The sequence below is a fragment of the Sphingobacterium ginsenosidimutans genome, from assembly GCF_039536865.1.
GTDB lineage: Bacteria > Bacteroidota > Bacteroidia > Sphingobacteriales > Sphingobacteriaceae > Sphingobacterium > Sphingobacterium detergens.
This window is the reverse complement of record NZ_BAAAZK010000006.1, coordinates 1-18,583: the sequence shown is the minus strand read 5'-3', so window position 1 is coordinate 18,583 and position 18,583 is coordinate 1. Positions and strand designations below refer to the sequence as shown.

Sequence of the window (18,583 nt, the reverse complement as noted above, 5' to 3'; positions counted from 1 at the left end):
AATTAGGAAAAATGAAAACGATAAAATATTTTGGTTTAGCGCTCGCTTTGATGTCATTAAATATATCCTGTAATGATGACTTTTTGGAGCGGCAACCGCTGGATAAAATAAGCGATGCGAATTATTGGAAAACAACCAATGACCTCAAACTATATGTCAATAGTTTATATGATCGAAATGATCTGTTGGCCAGAGAAGATGGCTGGGGGTCAATTGGTCCATATGGCTGGGATGCCGATAACGGCAGTGATACCGAAGTGCGGTATATCTATAATACACGGATGAATGCGGAGAAAACAATTGCCGATGATAATGATGGCTGGGGAACCGATGATTGGGCAGCGTTGCGTAGTATTAATTACTTTTTAGATCATTATAAAACCGTAGAGGCTGTGACCTCTTTTGATGCGGTAAAACAATATGTTGGTGAGGCGCTCTTTTTCCGCGCTGGATTTTATTTTACCAAGCTAAAGAACTATGGCGATTTGCCTTGGGCGGAGACCACCGTTGGAATGGATTCGGAAGTTCTTAAAGCTGCACGTATTCCACGTAACCAGATTGTAGAAAATATCCTGGCCGATTTAGATAAAGCGGTGGATTATCTACCTAGTGGTAAAGGCGGATGGACCGGGCGTCTGACGAAAGAAACCGCGATGGCATTGCAATCACGTATCGCTTTATACGAAGGTACCTGGGAGAAATACCATGCAGCAGACAATTTTAGGCCTGCAGTAAATAAAAGTCAGCAATTTTTGGAAAAAGCAGCTGCAGTGTCCGGTCAGTTGATTGCCCTTTCAGAATCTACAGGATATCCTGCTTTGGACAATGTAGGGGTTGAGAATGGATATAGAGATCTATTTAATCAGGAGAACTATAGTACAAGTAAAGAGGTCATGTTTTGGCGTAAATATGAAGCCGGCGCTGTGAATAGTATCTGGGATCGCTACTCGGCAAATGGCGCGGGAAGGGGAGCAACTAAGAATTTGGTTGACTCCTACCTTAAAGCAGATGGGACGCCTGTTGCTGCGGGGTACGACGATAGTTCTTTACAGAAAATCGTAGAAAACCGTGACCCACGTCTGGGACAGACGATTCAGATCAATGACAAAAAACATTATAGATGGGATAAGGCAAGCCCGATTATATATTTCACAGCACCTGCTTTTGATGGTTGGGATTCGGAAGAATCTTGTCCAACGGGGTATCAGATCTATAAAGGGCATAACTTCCGTTATGCGGATGCAAGGGCAGCTGGACAAGGTTTACAAGCGTTGATTTATTTCCGTTATGGCGAGGTGCTGCTGAATTATGCAGAAGCGAAAGCTGAACTTGGAACAATAAATCAAAGCGATTTGGATAAGAGTATCAATAAATTACGTGGGCGTGTGGGAATGCCTGGTTTGACAACTGGCGTAGCCAAAGATCCTAATTTCGAATTCTCAACGTTGACAGCGATTATACAGGCTGTACGTCGCGAACGGAAAGTGGAACTGGCCTGCGAAGGATTTCGGGTCGATGATATCTTCCGTTGGGCTGCCGCTGGGGAGCTTATTGTCGGAAAAGAACCAGTAGGGGCAAAAAAAGCATATTGGGTTGGGTTCAAATTTGCTGATTATTTACCCGAAGCTACTCCTGATCTGTCGAGACAGGCTAAATTTGATGAGAGGGTTGCCTCTTTGGAAACAGATGCAAAGGGTTATATCCGAATATTTAAGAAAACATTGAATGGCGGGACACAGGGTTTTAAATTTAAAGTAGACCGGGATTATTTGATGCCGATACCGACCAATCAATTGACTTTGAATACTAACTTGAAACAAAATCCAGGCTGGTAATCTGTCGCAGTTTTAGGTATTTTAACCTGCTGTGCCAGAGTCTATGGCGGCTAGGTGTACTTTGTAAAAAGGCTGGGTGTTTTTAACACCCAGCCTTTCTGTTTTTCATGGTATAATGTAGGGGGTTATTTTTTCCAGTGAAGTGCACCTTCATGTGCAAGGGCCATGGTGGGAGATACACGCGAAACAGCTTCTGCTGAACAGCTTGCGTCGATCAGCACAAACTCAGCGCTGTCATTCGCTTTGGGCCATTGCATATTGCCTTTGTCATCCAATGGCAAGGTATTGTGTGTTGCAAAGCGAAGTGTCCTTGATAACTCAAACTCAGATCTCCAACCGTATATTTCGGCCATTAAATTGGCTTTTGCCAACATGCTTCCGGGGCCAAAAGTGCTCCAATAGTCCTGTACGTTGTCATTTCCCACCAACACTTCAACCCCCTGTTTCAATAATGTTGGGATGGGCATGACTAAGTCACCGAATGGAATGGAAGAGACAATACCGACTTTGGCAGCAGCCAATTTTTCGGCAATGCGTTCTACTTCAGCTAGTGGTAACTGAGCCAACACAAAGGCATGACTGACAAAGGTGCGTCCCTGTAGCTTCGGATTCTGAAGCGCTTGTTCGGCAAGGTATTCAATCGTGTGTATCCCTTCTTTTCCACCGTCATGCAAGTGGATATCAATCCCTTTGTTATTGTCAAGGGCTAGTTTTACAGTATAATCGAGTACTTTTTCAATATTTTTATCTATCCCATAAGGATCTACGCCACCGATATAGGCTACATGATCCATCCGTGCAACTTCTTTCATCAAAGGAGCGGAGTCGGTATAGAAAAATCCATGTTGCGGAAAGGCAACTAATTCTGCCTTGAAACTCTCCTTGCGGCTGTCCAGTGCTTTTTGGAGGTTTTCCAAAGAACGAAGCCCAGAAGTGGTGTCGACGTTAAAATGTGTCCGGGCAAAGGTGGTACCATAGCTTTGCAGCAGGTCAATAAGTTGCTCTGCCCGTTTGGTCGATGTCTGAAGTAATTCAGGGATAATCTCCTGTTCATAAGCAATCATCTCAAGCACCGTTCTTTTCTTTGGAGATTGTGCTTGCCATGGAAGTCCATAAAGTGTCTTGTCCAGATGGACATGCATATCGCTGAAAGCGGGCAGCATCAAGTATCCCTTCGCATCAACTGCTGTAGCGAGATTTGGATCATTTGGAAATATCTTTGTAATTTTTCCAGCATTAACTTCTATGCAAAAGAGTTCGGTTTTTGTTGCTTTTACCCCCCGTTCATCCGAAACAAAGCTTGTTTCAAGGAGGACATTTTTTAGTGTATAATTGCCCTTTAGCGGGGCTGCATATGGAGTTGACATGATGTTTGATACTGTTTGAATAGCAATTGTATGTCACAATGGAGCAATCAAAAGCTTATAGAAAGCAATTGACCGCCATTGTGTTAAAAAAATCTGTTGTGTAGTATTCGTTTGTTAGCAGCCTAATAGACAATATTGCCCTGATAGATAAGGGATCCTACGGGCGAAATCCGTGAAATAGCCTCTGCCGAACAGCTCGCATCGATGAGTACGATGTTTGCATCATCGCCGGGTTTAGGCCATTGCTGTTTTCCTTTGTCATCCAAAGGAATCGGGCCTGCTGTGGCCAGTTTTAGCATACGTGACAAGCCATACTCTGTGACCTGACCATATACTTGTGCTGCCATATTAGCTTTTTGAAGGACACTTCCTGTTCCAAAGGTATTCCAATGATCGACAATACTGTCATTTCCAGTCATCACGGTGACGTTATTTTCCATCAGTGTGGGGATAGGCATAATTAGGCCAGCAAAAGGAATGGTCGAAACAATACCAATCTGTGCTGCACCAAGCTTTTCTGCCATTTCCTGTTGTTTGGCTTTTTCCAGTCTTCCCAATACAAAACAATGGCTGAGGAAGGTCTTGCCTTTCAATGCGGGGTTTTCATTTACTTTTTTGATCAGATACTCAACCGTTTTTAGTCCTGATTCCCCGGACTCATGTAAATGGATATCAATCCCTTTGTTGTGATCCAGTGCCAGCTGAACAGTGAAATCCATTGTTTTCTCAATGGCACCGTCTATACTAAAAGGATCCACTCCGCCGATAAAATCAATATTGGTCTTCGCAGCCTCCTTCAGGTAAGGTACAGTATCCGTGTAATATACGCCATGTTGCGGAAAGGCAACCAGCTCTGCTCCGAAACTATTTTTTTTGTTTTCCAGTGCAAGTTGCAGATGACGGAGCGAATCTAACTTAGATGTAGGTTCTATGTTTACATGGCTCCGTGCGAAGGCTGTGCCCTTGGATTGTAGTAATTCAATTAGTTTTTCCGCTTTATAGGTCGAATTTTTCAGTAGCTCAGGGAGGATTTGTTGTTCGAGTGCAATCATTCCTTTTACACCACCTGCACCTCGTCGTACAGCTTGCCATTTATCACCATAGAATGTCTTGTCTAGATGAATGTGCATGTCTCTAAAAGAAGGAAGCATCAATCGTCCCTTTGCATCAATGGCATTCGCATCAGTACTGTTGGCGCTTATTTTTTTGATTTTTCCTGCTTCGATATGCACAGAGAAAAGACCGGTTTTTGTAGAGATGACATTGCCATTTCCATCATACTCAAAACCTGTTTCCAATAGAACATTCTTGAGGGTATAACTTTTTTTGCCTTGATGTCCGTCCAAAACCTGCTGATGGGCGAGTTGGCCAGCTTCTTCTGCTAATAGCATACCTGGGATCAATGTTGCTCCAGCAAGTGCCAGGGCAGAGTTCCGTATAAATTCCTTGCGTGTAAGAGCTATTGGTTTCATTTTATTTCCTATTTACGTTACAATCTATATGACCGATCAATAAAATTGATCAGCCTTTTACAAAGTTACACAAGGCGGACTTCAGTATTACTGGGCAATTTCTGCCATTTCTTGTGCGATTTATCTTTTTTCTCTAAAATCACTGGGACTTACGCCAGTCTGTTGTTTAAAGAAATTAGAAAAATAGGCTTGATCTGCAAAGCCCAATTCAAACGTAATTTCCTTAATGGAGGATTCCGTACTTTGGAGAAGACGTTTTGCTTCAACACAGATTCGTTGGTGGATAAGCTGGGTAGCGGAGATTTTCAGATGTTTTTTACACAGAATATTAAGATAGTTTGGCGAAATATGAAGCTTATCTGCATAGAATGCGACCATTTTTTGTGCTCTGAAAAACTCATCTATCAGCATGTTAAATTTGGCAAGCCGAGGGACGGATTGATAGACTTTAAATTCGGTGAAGACATGCTCTGCTTCTCTACTGACAATGGCCGCAATAACACCCGCACGGGCCGTAATCAAGGGAATCAGTGAATGCTCCCGTTCCAATTCCTTTTTGACAGATTCAAATTCATAATGCAGCTGAATGAAGGCCTCCTTGGTCAGGTCGATTACCGGATGATTCTGATAATTGGTAAAGGAAAAGCGAAAGAAGGGCGCAAAATGCTCGAAAAACGACCGTTCGATCATTAATTGGTAGCCAATAGTTCCAGCATACACATGCCATTTGTGCATCTGACCCGGGAATAGTACATGCACCTGATGGTCTTTAATGGGATAATCTATGGAATCGATGGTATGTACACCAGAAGCTTTGTCAAATAAATTGATAATAAAAAAATCGTGCTTATGGGGCTTGTCTATTAGCCTTTCTCCATGTAATTCATTGAAAAGAAGCTCTTCACGTCCGGCGGTCTGTTCTTTGCGGAAACCGTCCAGTCCAATGACAGGTGCCCAGATATTAGCATTTCGTTTGTCCATAGTAGATCTTATCCGATCTAAAATACGAAATGCGCTTTGTTTTTTCGCTAATACGTAAAAATAAACAGGCTATTCGATCTGCACGGTGTTGCTGCAGGCAACTAACAGTAGTCATTTTCCTAATTCTTTCCTAAATTCGGAATACATTTGTAGCGATGAAAGCAATATACTGGAGTTAAACAGTATGGAAGTTCGGTAATAAAAAAAACAATAATCCAATGAAAGTACTTGTAATTGAAGACGAAGCGGAATTGAGAGAAATAGTAAAGGGCTCGCTGATCAAAGAGGATTATATCGTAGAGACCGCTAGCGATTTTAGATCTGCGCTGGATAAGGTGTCGGTCTATGATTATGATTGTATTTTATTGGATATCATGCTTCCGGGCGGGAGTGGGCTACAGGTATTGGATCTGCTGAAAAAAGAGGGTAAGTCGGATAATGTTATTATTATCTCTGCAAAAGATTCGTTGGATGACAAGCTAAAGGGACTCGAGCTCGGAGCGGATGACTATCTGACCAAACCCTTTCATATTGCCGAATTAAATGCGCGGATTAAGGCTGTGTTGCGCAGAAAACAGCGGGATGGTAAAAACACATTGGAGATGGGTAATCTCGTGCTTGATCTGCATGAGCGCAGTCTTTCGATTAACGGCGAGGCTGTTCCCCTGAATAGAAAGGAATTTGATATCCTCAATTACTTTTTACTGAATAAAAACCGTCTTGTCAGCAAGAATGCATTGGCAGAACATGTTTGGGGAGATAATACAGATCAGGCAGATAACCTCGATTTTATCTATTCACAGATCAAGAATTTGCGAAAGAAATTTTTGGCGGAAAAGGCGGAAGTTGATTTTGAAGCGGTCTACGGGATAGGATATAAACTTGTTGAAAAATGAAATTAGCCAATCAAACGCTCAAATATCTCTCTATTTCGGTACTGGTCGTCATTGCGTTATGGTCGACCATCTTTTATTTATTTATGCTGGAAGTAATCCATGACAATATCGATGAGGAATTGGAGAATCAAAAACGCTTAATTATTCAGGAACTAGCTTCTGAGGCAATTGTATCTCCGGATCTGGAATTTGGCATTAACAATTATAAGGTCCGTGAAATTTCTGAGCAACAGGCCATCAAAATGCAGAATGTATATAAAGATACCATGCTTTATATGCAGGATGATGATGATCCGGAGCCTGAATTGGAGCCCGTACGTATGTTGACGACTGCGTTTGAGCATAAGGGACACTACTACGAATTATCAATTATCAATTCGATGATCGAGGAAAGCGATTTAATCAAAAACCTGTTTTATTCCGTCCTGATTTTATTTATACTCTTGGTCGTCAGTATTGTCTCAATCAATAGAGTCGTCATACAGCGATTATGGAGCCCGCTATATCGGTTCTTAGATCAATTGACTAAATTCCGGCTGGGAAAATCTGGCGATAAGCCTGCTATGGATACCAATATCCAGGAGTTTAATGATTTACAGCTTGCTGTAAGGACCTTAATCCATCATAATGAGGAAACGTATGAACAGCAGAAACAGTTTATTGGCAATGCATCACATGAGTTGCAGACGCCTCTAGCCATTATGATCAATAAGTTAGAAATGATGGCCGAAACTGGCGGGCTACAGCCTGAACAGTCGAATACAATCGCCGAAGTATTGAATACTGCTGAAAGATTGGTTCGATTGAATAAATCATTATTGCTGCTCAGCAAGATTGAGAACAAACAATTCCTGAACAACGAGGATCTCTCAATCAATCAGCTTGTCACACTTATCACCGATGAACTAGAAGATGTTGCCGCCTTTAAAAATGTTAGGATCAATGTCGATCAAAAAGATGAATTGAATGTACGATTAGATAGCGCTCTGGCTAATATCATTGTATCAAATTTGATCCGTAATGCATTGTTTCATAATATGGAGGGAGGAGAGGTAAACATAGCGATTACTGAAAATACATTTGTCGTGGCGAATACGAGCCGACAGGCTGCTTTGGATAAGGAGCATGTGTTTTCGAGGTTTTATAAATCGGATGCTTCGTCCAAAGGTACTGGGCTGGGCCTGGCGATCGTTCAGGCAATATGTAGTTTATATGGTTTTTCTATTTCCTATCATTATGAAAAGAATCAACATATATTTAAGCTAGATTTTCGCCCCGAATAAATAACATTCCCAAATCTTTACAGAATCATGGTTTTACTTTGTAATACATTAAAAATAGTAAAGTCATGAACGGTAAAATGATATTAAGTGCATGTATTCTTGCACTCTCAACAATTGGAGCTTTTGCTCAGGATATTCCCCAAAGTCAGGTACCTGCTGTGGTGGTGAATAGTTTTCAACAGAAATTTCCCAAAGCCAAAGGGGTAGAATGGGAACTGAAAGCAGGACTATATGAAGCCGAGTTCGAAACGGGTTTGTTCGGTACAGATCATGAGGTATGGATTCAAAGTAATGGGAAGATTGTGCGTCACAAAGAAGAACTTGCCAAAAATGATTTACCAAAAGCTGTTATTGCAAAAGTGAAAAAGGATTTTCCGGGCTATCGTATAGAAGATGTAAAAAAGATCACTGAGGAACAAAAGATTACGTATGCGTTCGAAGTAAAAAGTCGGACAGACGAATGGAAACTTGTCGTCGATACACAAGGGAGTATATTGGGTAAAATAAGAGATTAATCTGAACAGCTAGTTTAGCTTAGCAAAAACACCTGGTTAGCATTCCTAACCAGGTGTTTTTTATTTAAACGATTATTTCCCTTAATTAATCTTCACCTTCTTCGGCATGTAATTCAAAAGATAGGCGAATAATGTCATCCCCGGGATATTTGGCAACATAATCAGTACGATTCCAATCTGCACGGGTAATAGTAGCTTTGGTTGCGGAATCCTTAAATTTACGTAGAACGAAGGCAACCTCTTTTTCACCAGCATTGTCTTTCCCGGCTGTAAAATAAGTCGTAATACCAGTGGTCTCAATAGCGCCTGTTACTGCCGAACCATCACCGTAAGTCGCCTCTTTTGGTTGAAAAATAGCGCCTGTTAAGATATTGCCAGAATTTAAAACAAAGGTACCCCCGGTCAAAAAGGCTTTGTATAAAGTGGCTGTTGCTTTATCTTTAATATATTGTCCCTGAATTTCCTGACCAGTGGCATCAAATTGTTTGAAGTCAATTTTATAAACACCCGCTGGCTTTAAGTGTGCGTGACCATCTCCTAATGCCTTACCATTGTTGTCGAAGCTTACTGAAAAGGGTTCTACACCAGACTTATCCGCAATGTCGTGGAAATGGTCACCATGCGCATGCGCATCAACTTCAGTAAAGACAAGTTTAAAGGCGACTTTAGCGTCCGCGCCCTGTATGGTCAAAGGAGATTCTACAGTCGTCGCATTTCCGGCCTTATCGGTTACAGTAAAATGAAAATGATATTGGCCAGCAGGAACTTCAGATGGTATGTCGATGTGCTCATGAAAAGTCACATTTTTTTTGCCAACATATTTCTCGTCGGTATAAATTTTGGCAAATTTGAAGGATCCACCATCCTGATGGATTTCGATCTCAATCTTGTCGATAAGCGCTTCAGCTATAATATCACCTTCAAGATGGAGGTCTGTTCCGGCTTTGACTGTTTTATTATTGTCAGATCCGATTTCTAGGGTGCCGATCGTAGGTTTTGTTGTGACAGGAATATCGGCGTTGTCTTTCTTACAAGAAGACAAGAAGCCAAAGAAAAGTGCTGTAAACAAGAATAAAAAGTGAATGTTTCGAGTTTTCATGTTCATTGGGTTTGTAAATTTTGTGATAAAAAATAATTGACGTATTTTGTCTGTTAAGTTGCTGTTATTCAATGATACGGACACTGATGCCACGCTGGATACTCCAGCCAGATTGATCCGTCACTTGGATCATAAAGTGATAGTTTCCGGGATCGACATCTGAAGGGACATCAATCTGAAATTGTGCATCATACTGTTGTGGTTGTCCCGGTATATTGACAGACTTGACCAGGACAAAAGGTTTGACGGGTTTCTTGATAGGCTCTAATGTACATTCCTCCACTTCGGTACTGTGTGAATGATGGTCAAAATTATGATGAACGTCAATACTGTAGCTGCCTAAGGCAACATTGTCGGATAGTTTTGCACGGAACGTAAAACTGGATCCACGTCTGATTTGGCTGCATTGTTTCGGAAAGGCAGTCGCTGCACTGATATCAATTGTTGGTTTTTCGGTATCAATACTTTCCTTATCCTTTTTACAAGCGATGGCAGAGGCCGCAATGAAGGCTATGATTCCATATTTTTTGAGTGTTTGCATATGTATATTTATTTTTATCATGATGAGTTAGCACTTGTGTATTTATTGTATCAATGAGTTTGTTAGCTTCGGTTTTGCTTTCCGAAAGGGATCCCAACAGATAAGATGATATTTCGTCCCTGTTCAGGGAGTGAGATCAATCGGTAGAAACTAGTGTGATCCATATATTTTGTATCAAAAATGTTCTGAACTTGTAAGCGCAATTGAAGAGCTGATCTGCCCAAGACCAGCTGTGTTCCTGCTCTGAAATTGAGGATTTGATAACCTTTTGTTTTTTCTTCTGGTGGGACAATATGCTTTTGGTTAGCTGTCCATTTGGAATCCAAAGAGAGGTAAGACTCCTTAAAATAGGTGCTACTTTTGGGCAACCAACTGAGATCCAATACAAGTGAAGGGGCAGGAGAGAAGGGTAAAGTATAACCTTTCTTGCTGCCCGAAAGTTGTTCGGATCGAACATATTCACCCAATAATTCTACTTTCCAATGGGTTAAAGGACGATACTCCACTTTTAGTTCAGCACCATAACGCCGTACTTTGCTTTGGGAATATTCAAATATTTGGTTGCCGGCACCATAAAATTGGTCATAACCTGATGTAGGATTGAGATAGATGTAATTGGAAAAATAGTTGAAAAAAGGGGTGAAAGCAATATATGTATTTCCAGTGCGCCGAGCTACAGATAAGTCCATTTGGTAGGATTGCTCGGGAGAAAGAGACGCATCCCCCTTTTCATAACTGAAATAATGATAGTTCACACCATTGGCGGCCAATTCCTGTGCAATAGGTCCCCGAAAACTTTTACCAACGTTCAATTTTGCTTCCCATAAACCCATTTGCCGTGTTGCTCCAACAGACCAAACGAGGCTATTGAAACTACGACGAAGTTCATCCGCCCTAACGATATTGGCAGATTGATTGTTTTCCAGTTTGGATGCAAACCAGTCCTGATAAGGCGAACTGTGGATATTGCTGTAATCATAACGTAAGGCACCATAGAGTATGGTTTGTTCGTTTATTGGATACTGATCGTGGATAAATAGACCTAGTGCTTTTTGTCTATAAGCAGGAATAAGGAAGCTCCATCCATCGATATTGTTAAGTTGATACTCCGCATTACCTCCTATAGTGAGTCGATGTGCAGCCAAGACAAATTCATCTTTTACTGTCATATGATAGATCTCTTTATCATACAGTCGTTCGAGATTCATCGGAATGGTCATGTCCTGTGGGTAAACTGGAGGCATATACCCATGTGCCGTATAGTTGTTGAATTCCTGGCGATAATTTCTTTGGTAACCCAGATCCACCCAGATCTTATGGGCGTCCCGAGCGATGTAATTTCGGCTAATGAGTTTAAAATGATTAACATGTTGACTTGGATAGAGGATATCGCGATCAGAACGGTCATACAGCGCTGTATCTACACCCCGTGGCTCTAAACCATGCGCATTGGCGAAAAATCCGATTTTAGTATGGTAGTTGCTCAGATAAAAGATAGAGGAAAATCGATCGGAGATATAACCGCCTCGAAGTTGAAAACTGGTCTCTTGTCCTGCGGTATTGCGAACCTGTCGATCTTTTAACCTGACAGCATAGTTGTAAACATATACCGTGTCGGTCGGTACACGATAGTCAGCGTAGCCCAAATGTGTTGCCCCGCCACCAAAAACCCAATTGCCATTCCTACCCTGTAGTTGTAGCGAACCTCCATAGGTGGCATTATTGGATCTGGTCAATAAATTGACATGACCTTTCAATCCGTTTTCTTGGAGTTCTGTTGGCGAGGACAAACGGATGACCCCACCAATAGCATCTGATCCATACATAAATGAACTTGCTCCTTTAATAATTTCAGCAGTGCCAATGCTGTATTGATCAATTTCCAGTCCATGATCCAGCCCCCATTGTTGTCCTTCATGCTTAATTCCATTTTCGACAGTGGCCACCCGATTAAAGCCGAGACCTCGGATTTGCGGCTTGGATTGACTTGCACCAATGCCTATGGCATTGACACCCGGAAGTCGGCTTAAAGTTTGCATCAAACTGCCCGCCTGATATTTCTGTAATGAATCACTCGTCAGAACATCTATGGACATTGCCCCTTCAGCTGATTTTTTATAGCGTCCTCCTTCAATATATACCTCCTTTAACCCAATTGTCTTTGCTGCTTTTTCTTGCGCACAAGCGGGATGTAAGATACTATAGGTAAATAGAAGTGAGAAGATCGTACGTCTGTTCATTAACTGAGTTGGGTTTGTTATAAATCTTGTGTTGCAATTAAGTTGCAACAAATATAAGTAAAGAAATATTAAAAGCAACTATGTTGCACAATATGATTGCAGGAATAAATCCCTGAATTCAGTGATAAAAAAAATATTTAAACTCAACTATCTTTGGGTAAGTTGATTAGGTTATTGTAAAGAAGCGGGCATAATGTGTAAACGAAAGAAGGGGTAAGGGACGTTTATAAACAAAAAGACACGTAAACCATAAAATATAACAACAATGATGAAACAATTTATAACAGGCGTCTTGACCGTAGCGGTGCTGGCGATCTCAAGTTGTGGTTCAGGAGTGAAGGATCCTGCGACGTATAACAATTCAATTATCACTGTCATCAATGGAAGTGAAAAGCATATTGAGGCGATGAATGCTGCCATGAATGCCGCTGATTATGTAAAGGCGGAACAGGTACGCGCGGATTGGGGAAAATCCTTGGACGATGATATTAAAAAAGTAGAAGATTTAGGTGATTTTAAAGGTGATGCCAGCTTTCAGAAAGCGGTGCTCGAGGGGCTGAATGGTTATAAAAAAATTGTGACCGAGGATTATCCAAAACTGATCGAATTGCGTAAAAGCAAAACCCCTGACGCGACTACAGAATCAGCATTGCTTGATAATATAAATAAAGCCTTTGAAAACATGAGCAATGGAGTAAACAAAGCTTCTACTGAATTTGAGGGTAAACATAAAGGGTAAGGTCTAATTTTAAGCAGATAAAATGAGCTGTTCCAAATATTTTGGAACAGCTTTTTTTTATAAATCAGCATATTGATCGGTTGTCGATGTTCGCTATAAGTTTGTCTTTTGCCATCGCATAATCAGGACAGGATAAAATAGCAATCACTCCGGGAAACAGATTTACTTAAGAAAGGTTAAAGCTGGAAGAATTATAGCTGAATCATGTATTTTTATGTAGCTTTACAGGTATAAATAGTGGTTTATGAGACTGATATCAAATTTTAGGATTGTTTTTTTCTTGTTTTTTTTATGTAGTTCAGCTGTAGTACAAGCGCAAAAGGATGAAAAAAATGTAGATTACCTCGTATTGATGAATGCGGATACGTTGTATGGAAAGATCTCTTCGGTTAAGGATCGTAAGCTGAAATTTGAAAACCTACAAAAAGAAAAGTTGACTTTTACCCCCGATCAGGTGTTTCGTGCTTATTGGCAATCCAAAAAGAAGGTGTATGCACCATCCTATGTCGAAAATGGGCTGGATCCCGTTCCGGGGACATCTCCGCAGACCTATCAGATCCGAAAGGCGCAAGACCTGGAACCGACTTTTGCAGAAGTGCTTGTCGATGGCGAAATTATGGCCTACTTTGTTTCCGAATTACATTTTGGAGGCAGTGGTGGAATGATGATTGGTAGTGGGGGAGCTGCACCAATGATTGGTGTCGGATTTACGAAGTCAAAATATGCTTATGCGCTCAAGAAAGCAACAGGTGAGGTGATTGAAATAAACAGTAATTCGAGTGGCTTATTTAGTGGAAACAAAAAGAAACGCACACTGACATTGGGGCGTCTGATAAATGATGAACCCGAATTATTTGCCGAATTTGAAAAAGAACAGAAATATAATTATGATGTATTTATCAAATATATTATGAGATACAATGAGTTACAGCGCGCGAAAGAATCTCCGTTGGATTCATCCAGGTTGTTTATTTATTAACGTTGATCTAGTTACATTTCGATAAAAAAGAAAATATGGGGCTTATTGTTTTTATAGTACTGACCATTATCGCAGCTTATGGTTTTTGGCTTTTATTTGAAAAAGCGGGACGTCGTGGTTGGGAAGGTATCGTTCCGGTTTATAGTCAATGGATTCAAGGGCAGATCACCAATAGACCTGTTTGGTATATTGTGTTGTTGATCGTTCCCATTGTGAATGTCTTTGTCTTTTATAATTTATACCTCGATTTTATCCATTGTTTTGGCAAAAGAAGATTCTGGGAAAACTGCGCTGCGGTATTAATACCTTTTATCGTATTACCGCTATGGGGGCGAGATAAAAATGTTCAGTTTCTCAATGGAATTTATGCCAAAAAGATTAAAATGGCATCCGGCGAAGGAAAGGTAGTGACAAAGGAAATCCAGCTGGGCTTGCTGCACGAATCCTACAATGAATTCAAAGTCAAGTATCCCTATAAGAAATCCATGGTCCGTGAATGGGCGGATGCGATCGTTTTTGCAACTGTTGCAGCAACACTGATCCGAGGTTTCCTACTGGAGGCCTTTATGATCCCTTCGGGGTCCATGCAGCAATCACTTTTGATCGGTGACTATTTATTTGTGAGTAAATTGAATTATGGACCACGTATCCCTAATACACCTATTGCATTTCCTTTTGCACATCACACAATGCCCGTTATTGGTGGAAAAGCTTTCTCGGAGCTGATTGAGCTTCCATACAAGCGGCTTCCAGGTTTCCAGCAGATCAAGCGGAATGACGTTATCGTATTTAATGCACCAGCAGGGGATACTGTTGCGATAGAGAATCAAGACCAACCTTATTATGATTTGGTGCGCTCAATGGGTTATGAAGCCGTGCACCAGCAATTTACCATTCAAACACGTCCCGTGGATAAAAGAGAGCATTTGATCAAACGTTGTGTTGGAATGCCGGGTGATAAAATCAGTATGAAAGAGGCTGTATTATACGTAAATGACCAACCTGGTTTTGTCGCACCAGAAAGTCAGATGGATTATATCGTGATGACCGATGGGACAGAGTTGGATGAACAGCGAATGAAAGATATGGGCATCGAGATAAAGATGCTTCAACCGGGAGCCTATATTGTTTTTCTAACCCAAGAGCATGCTCAGATGGTGAAATCATGGTCGAATGTCAAATCCGTGCAGATGAACATCGCTAAGCCAGGGGAAGCGCAGATCAACACGTTTCCAAACGATCCGCAGTACAAATGGAATTATGATAATTTTGGGCCTTTTGTGATTCCAAAAAAGGGGATGAAAGTTATTTTAAATGCACAGACCTTGCCTTTTTACGAGCGCGCCATTCGGGTTTATGAGCATAACCGATTAGAGAAGAAAGCTGATGGCTTATACTTGAATGGTAGCAAGACGGATTCATACACTTTTAAAATGGATTACTATTGGATGATGGGGGACAACAGGCATAATTCGTTGGACGCAAGGGATTGGGGCTTTGTTCCAGAGGATCATATTGTGGGTAAAGCCTTATTTACCTGGATGAGCTGGAATACAAATGGAAAAGGGCTTTCTAAAATACGTTGGAACCGGATTTTCAAGGGTATTCATTAAATGGAAAAAAATGAAGTGCAAGGAAAAGGGGATGGTCCTGTACGACCATCCCCTTTCTATTTATATTGCTTTATGTAATGCAAGATCTTCTTTTTATGCATTTGTCGCTGGGATATATCCAGTGAAGGTTGTAGTTTCACAAGTGACGAGGGTGAATTAGTTTTCATATAATAGAACATATGTTTTTTATGTGGTTGAACAATGTAGATTTTAGATCTGTTGAATAGAAAATAGAATGAATTAGATGTATACCAGTTAATAGCTAAATTAAAGATATAACCAAAATAATAATCGATATGATAAATAAATTTATGGCCTTAGGGGCGGGGCTATTGTTGAGTGTCAATCTAATGGCACAATCTGCTCAGGATTTTAAGCAGACCTATGCGGATCTTTCTGTGTTCGAAGATGCATTCGCATTAAAATTAAAAAAAGGTATTAAGAAAAAGCAGATCGACAAGATTGGTGACACCACATTGCGCAGGGTAGCCTTAGCTATGCTAGATGGCAAATATAATAAGGAATATAGATATGCGACTTATTCTGCCTTACTGAATCCATCGACATTGGGTCATCAGTTGAGTATTGGTGATGGCTATAGTAAGTATGAGAATATAACTGGGGTATACCTTCCTGAAGGGCGGCATATTGTGATTGTGGATGGGATTGCAAATGGGAAAGAAGTCAACCTAGTGGTGCCAAATTGGTTGCGTAAAGCTCCGGATCCGACCAAACCTACAGAAGATCCGAAGGGCTGGGGATTAGAAAAGCAAGAATTTAGGCTGCATAATGGCGTGAATATTATCCAGCTCAACGATTTTGGAAGTTTAGCTTATATCGATTATTTCTCTGACCAACCTGAAAAAGAAAATCCTGTTACTGTACATTTTCCAACAGGACAGGTAAACGGATATTTTGATATAAAAAAACAGGGGAACAAAGAATGGGATAGTCTGATTGATCATGCAGTCTTTCCAATTATGGATGCAAAGGGCGAACATATACAAACAGCTTATCCCATAGAGGCAATGAAAAAATATGCCTATGGAAGAGGTGTTGAACTGATCAGTAATTATGATTCTTTAGTATTCAGACAGCATCGATTGATGGGTTTGGAAAAATATAAAAAAGTTCCTAAGAATCGCATCCTTGCACGGGTAAATTATAATTATTACATGTTCCGTGATGGGGACGGTGTTGCCTATATGGGTGACAAAGTCGGTTATGCGATGGGTATGGTTGTCGATCCTGCTTCGGTAATTAAAGGAGATCCCTGTTGGGGGTTTAGTCATGAAGTAGGACATGTCCATCAAACGCGACCAATGTTCAATTGGGGTGGACTTGGTGAAGTGAGCAATAACCTGTTTTCTTTATATGTAACACGATCATTGGGTAATAAAACACGGGTTTCTGAGCAGGATAATTTTGAAAAAGCCAAATCCAGTATTATTGAGAAGAGAATTTCCTATTTATCCGATCCGGATGTGTTTAATCGTTTGATCCCTTTCTGGCAATTACAGTTATATTTTGAGGGAATCGGAAAACGCCCAGATTTTTATGCTGATCTATTTGAGGCTTTTCGTCAACAGAATAGCGTTAGACCTTCACGAAGAGGGCGTTCGGATTGGAGCTCCGATAGGATGATGGGCGAGCGGAATCCAGCTGTTCATCAATTAAACTTTGTTAAAACAGCATGTGAGGTTGCCAAAATAGATCTGACGGATTTCTTCGATAAGTATGGATTCTTTTATATAGGTATATTGGAGTATGATGATTACGGAAAGTATACTTATACAATGACGCAGGAAATGGTTGATGAATGCAAGAAGGCTATTAAGAATATGAACTTGTCGCAACCTAAAGTAGATCTTACTACGTTAAGAGATAATTAGTATTGACGACGTATGGAGTAAGAAACTCCGAATTGCGAAAAGTAATTTGGAGTTTCTTATTTTAAGCCAATTCCTATAATAATCAGCAGATAAAACTCCGGGCCGACTATTGTTGTTCGGAGTTTTATGTTTTTAAGCGCATTTCTTCTTGCAAAATATTCACATTTTTGTTTCAAAAAACTGCGTTTTCCGGCGAGTTGGTCCACGTGTTTAGCGTTTTTTTTGTGTTTTTGGCGCTATGGTTCGGCTTTTGGTTACTCCTGAATTGGGTCTAAATCGGACTTTAAAGGTGTCTGAGTGCAGATATTGGTATGGTTGGACCGGAATGCTACCGCTGTTCAAGCGTGTTAGACTCGGACTCAGCATGGACTCACCACGGAAAGAATAAGGATTCATCCAGAAGCTGTCCAAACTAAGGTACACCCGAGTCCCAAGGGCTATCCCTTTGCGAGTGGTCGGCTCCGAAACAGAATGCTTTTGCCTTCAGGGATATCACTTCCGGTATTTTTTAAGGATAGTTCCAATATTAACGTAGTAGTAGTCTACGATTAGGCTAGCATTTAGTTAGGTTTAGTTTAGCTAAAACCTAAACAAACCCTAACTAAACTCTGGATTTGTCCTTACCCTGAGCCCCCCTGTTTTCGGGCTGTTTTTCTATGGTGGTGGGTTTTTTTTGCTGCGGTTTTTAGGCCTGTCTATCCGCCGCCTGTCCGTTATCCCGGCTTGGAGACCGTCCCCTCGGATTTTTTTCTGTTCCGGGCAACTGTTTTTCAGGGGTTCGCTGAGATGTCCATTCTCCGGTTCTGATTCCCGCTGCCCATGCACTTTTCTCCCTTCACTGTTTTTTTCGTATAGCTGGCCTTGCTGCGACTTTTTCGCCGGATTCCCCGGTTCTGCGCTGCTGTGGCGTAAGTCTAGCCCATAGGCAATCCTGCCTTTCCACTGCGTATCCGCTGCGGTTCCACCATCCCCTTGCGCCGCCTTTCCACGGCTTATCCACTGCAGATCCAGTGCATATTCTGATATAACCCGCCTTTTTTGTCCCCCGGAGCCCCCCGGGATCCTGTTTCACAAAAAGAATCCGCCAAGTTCACAGCGAGTTAGCGGCAAAATGAAATAAATAAGAACAAA

14 protein-coding genes are annotated in these 18,583 nt (G+C 41.2%); 8 read left to right on the top strand and 6 right to left on the bottom strand.

Annotated features, from left to right (window positions below):
* The first annotated feature begins 11 nt into the window (after positions 1–11).
* Positions 12–1,835, top strand: coding sequence for a RagB/SusD family nutrient uptake outer membrane protein (locus ABFX33_RS10695; RefSeq protein WP_346086047.1), 1,824 nt, complete (start codon positions 12–14; stop codon positions 1,833–1,835).
* 125 nt (positions 1,836–1,960) lie between these two features.
* On the opposite strand, the gene ABFX33_RS10690 is transcribed toward ABFX33_RS10695, so the two are convergent.
* The 3 genes from ABFX33_RS10690 to ABFX33_RS10680 all read right to left on the bottom strand — a co-directional run bounded on the left by ABFX33_RS10690 (position 1,961) and on the right by ABFX33_RS10680 (position 5,655).
* Positions 1,961–3,202: an amidohydrolase gene (locus ABFX33_RS10690; RefSeq protein ID WP_346086045.1), complete on the bottom strand. Its 1,242-nt coding sequence runs from the start codon at positions 3,200–3,202 to the stop codon at positions 1,961–1,963.
* Between the two features lie 122 nt (positions 3,203–3,324).
* Complete coding sequence (locus ABFX33_RS10685; RefSeq protein WP_346086043.1) at positions 3,325–4,674, bottom strand: amidohydrolase; 1,350 nt, start codon at positions 4,672–4,674, stop codon at positions 3,325–3,327.
* A 120-nt stretch (positions 4,675–4,794) separates the two neighbouring features.
* On the bottom strand, positions 4,795–5,655 hold the full coding sequence (locus ABFX33_RS10680; RefSeq protein ID WP_120261064.1) for a helix-turn-helix domain-containing protein: 861 nt from the start codon (positions 5,653–5,655) through the stop codon (positions 4,795–4,797).
* A 218-nt stretch (positions 5,656–5,873) separates the two neighbouring features.
* On the opposite strand from ABFX33_RS10680, the gene ABFX33_RS10675 reads away from it, so the two are divergent.
* The 3 genes from ABFX33_RS10675 to ABFX33_RS10665 all read left to right on the top strand — a co-directional run bounded on the left by ABFX33_RS10675 (position 5,874) and on the right by ABFX33_RS10665 (position 8,349).
* Positions 5,874–6,551: a response regulator transcription factor gene (locus ABFX33_RS10675; RefSeq protein WP_346086040.1), complete on the top strand. Its 678-nt coding sequence runs from the start codon at positions 5,874–5,876 to the stop codon at positions 6,549–6,551.
* Positions 6,548–7,834 carry a sensor histidine kinase gene (locus ABFX33_RS10670; protein ID WP_346086038.1) on the top strand — a complete coding sequence of 429 codons (1,287 nt, stop codon included), beginning with the start codon at positions 6,548–6,550 and terminating at the stop codon, positions 7,832–7,834. Before ABFX33_RS10675 ends, ABFX33_RS10670 begins: the two co-directional genes overlap by 4 nt.
* Before the next feature lie 65 nt (positions 7,835–7,899).
* Complete coding sequence (locus ABFX33_RS10665) at positions 7,900–8,349, top strand: PepSY-like domain-containing protein (RefSeq protein WP_346086036.1); 450 nt, start codon at positions 7,900–7,902, stop codon at positions 8,347–8,349.
* A gap of 85 nt (positions 8,350–8,434) precedes the next feature.
* On the opposite strand, the gene ABFX33_RS10660 is transcribed toward ABFX33_RS10665, so the two are convergent.
* From ABFX33_RS10660 to ABFX33_RS10650, 3 genes are all read right to left on the bottom strand, one after another.
* Positions 8,435–9,448, bottom strand: coding sequence for a DUF4625 domain-containing protein (locus ABFX33_RS10660; RefSeq protein WP_346086034.1), 1,014 nt, complete (start codon positions 9,446–9,448; stop codon positions 8,435–8,437).
* 64 nt (positions 9,449–9,512) lie between these two features.
* Positions 9,513–9,989, bottom strand: a complete 477-nt coding sequence (locus ABFX33_RS10655) for a DUF4625 domain-containing protein (RefSeq protein ID WP_346086032.1) — start codon at positions 9,987–9,989, stop codon at positions 9,513–9,515.
* A 62-nt stretch (positions 9,990–10,051) separates the two neighbouring features.
* Positions 10,052–12,229: a TonB-dependent receptor gene (locus tag ABFX33_RS10650; RefSeq protein ID WP_346086030.1), complete on the bottom strand. Its 2,178-nt coding sequence runs from the start codon at positions 12,227–12,229 to the stop codon at positions 10,052–10,054.
* 265 nt (positions 12,230–12,494) lie between these two features.
* Here ABFX33_RS10650 and ABFX33_RS10645 point away from each other — a divergent pair, with 265 nt between their 5' ends.
* The 4 genes from ABFX33_RS10645 to ABFX33_RS10630 all read left to right on the top strand — a co-directional run bounded on the left by ABFX33_RS10645 (position 12,495) and on the right by ABFX33_RS10630 (position 17,452).
* Positions 12,495–12,968, top strand: a complete 474-nt coding sequence (locus ABFX33_RS10645; RefSeq protein WP_346086028.1) for an LIC11966 family surface protein — start codon at positions 12,495–12,497, stop codon at positions 12,966–12,968.
* Between the two features lie 244 nt (positions 12,969–13,212).
* Positions 13,213–13,947 (top strand): hypothetical protein, encoded by a 735-nt coding sequence (locus tag ABFX33_RS10640; protein ID WP_346086026.1) that lies wholly within the window; start codon positions 13,213–13,215, stop codon positions 13,945–13,947.
* 35 nt (positions 13,948–13,982) lie between these two features.
* A complete protein-coding gene (gene lepB, locus ABFX33_RS10635; RefSeq protein WP_346086024.1) occupies positions 13,983–15,560 on the top strand; it encodes a signal peptidase I in 1,578 nt (525 codons plus the stop codon).
* A 296-nt stretch (positions 15,561–15,856) separates the two neighbouring features.
* Positions 15,857–17,452: a M60 family metallopeptidase gene (locus tag ABFX33_RS10630; RefSeq protein ID WP_346086022.1), complete on the top strand. Its 1,596-nt coding sequence runs from the start codon at positions 15,857–15,859 to the stop codon at positions 17,450–17,452.
* The last annotated feature ends 1,131 nt before the right edge of the window (positions 17,453–18,583 follow it).

Bases quoted from the DNA above. Each gene is read 5' to 3' on its own strand.
- ABFX33_RS10695 (WP_346086047.1), top strand. From the start codon at position 12: ATGAAAACGATAAAATATTTTGGTTTAGCGCTCGCTTTGATGTCATTA.
- ABFX33_RS10690 (WP_346086045.1), bottom strand. From the start codon at position 3,202: ATGTCAACTCCATATGCAGCCCCGCTAAAGGGCAATTATACACTAAAA.
- ABFX33_RS10685 (WP_346086043.1), bottom strand. From the start codon at position 4,674: ATGAAACCAATAGCTCTTACACGCAAGGAATTTATACGGAACTCTGCC.
- ABFX33_RS10680 (WP_120261064.1), bottom strand. From the start codon at position 5,655: ATGGACAAACGAAATGCTAATATCTGGGCACCTGTCATTGGACTGGAC.
- ABFX33_RS10675 (WP_346086040.1), top strand. From the start codon at position 5,874: ATGAAAGTACTTGTAATTGAAGACGAAGCGGAATTGAGAGAAATAGTA.
- ABFX33_RS10670 (WP_346086038.1), top strand. From the start codon at position 6,548: ATGAAATTAGCCAATCAAACGCTCAAATATCTCTCTATTTCGGTACTG.
- ABFX33_RS10665 (WP_346086036.1), top strand. From the start codon at position 7,900: ATGAACGGTAAAATGATATTAAGTGCATGTATTCTTGCACTCTCAACA.
- ABFX33_RS10660 (WP_346086034.1), bottom strand. From the start codon at position 9,448: ATGAAAACTCGAAACATTCACTTTTTATTCTTGTTTACAGCACTTTTC.
- ABFX33_RS10655 (WP_346086032.1), bottom strand. From the start codon at position 9,989: ATGCAAACACTCAAAAAATATGGAATCATAGCCTTCATTGCGGCCTCT.
- ABFX33_RS10650 (WP_346086030.1), bottom strand. From the start codon at position 12,229: ATGAACAGACGTACGATCTTCTCACTTCTATTTACCTATAGTATCTTA.
- ABFX33_RS10645 (WP_346086028.1), top strand. From the start codon at position 12,495: ATGATGAAACAATTTATAACAGGCGTCTTGACCGTAGCGGTGCTGGCG.
- ABFX33_RS10640 (WP_346086026.1), top strand. From the start codon at position 13,213: ATGAGACTGATATCAAATTTTAGGATTGTTTTTTTCTTGTTTTTTTTA.
- lepB (WP_346086024.1), top strand. From the start codon at position 13,983: ATGGGGCTTATTGTTTTTATAGTACTGACCATTATCGCAGCTTATGGT.
- ABFX33_RS10630 (WP_346086022.1), top strand. From the start codon at position 15,857: ATGATAAATAAATTTATGGCCTTAGGGGCGGGGCTATTGTTGAGTGTC.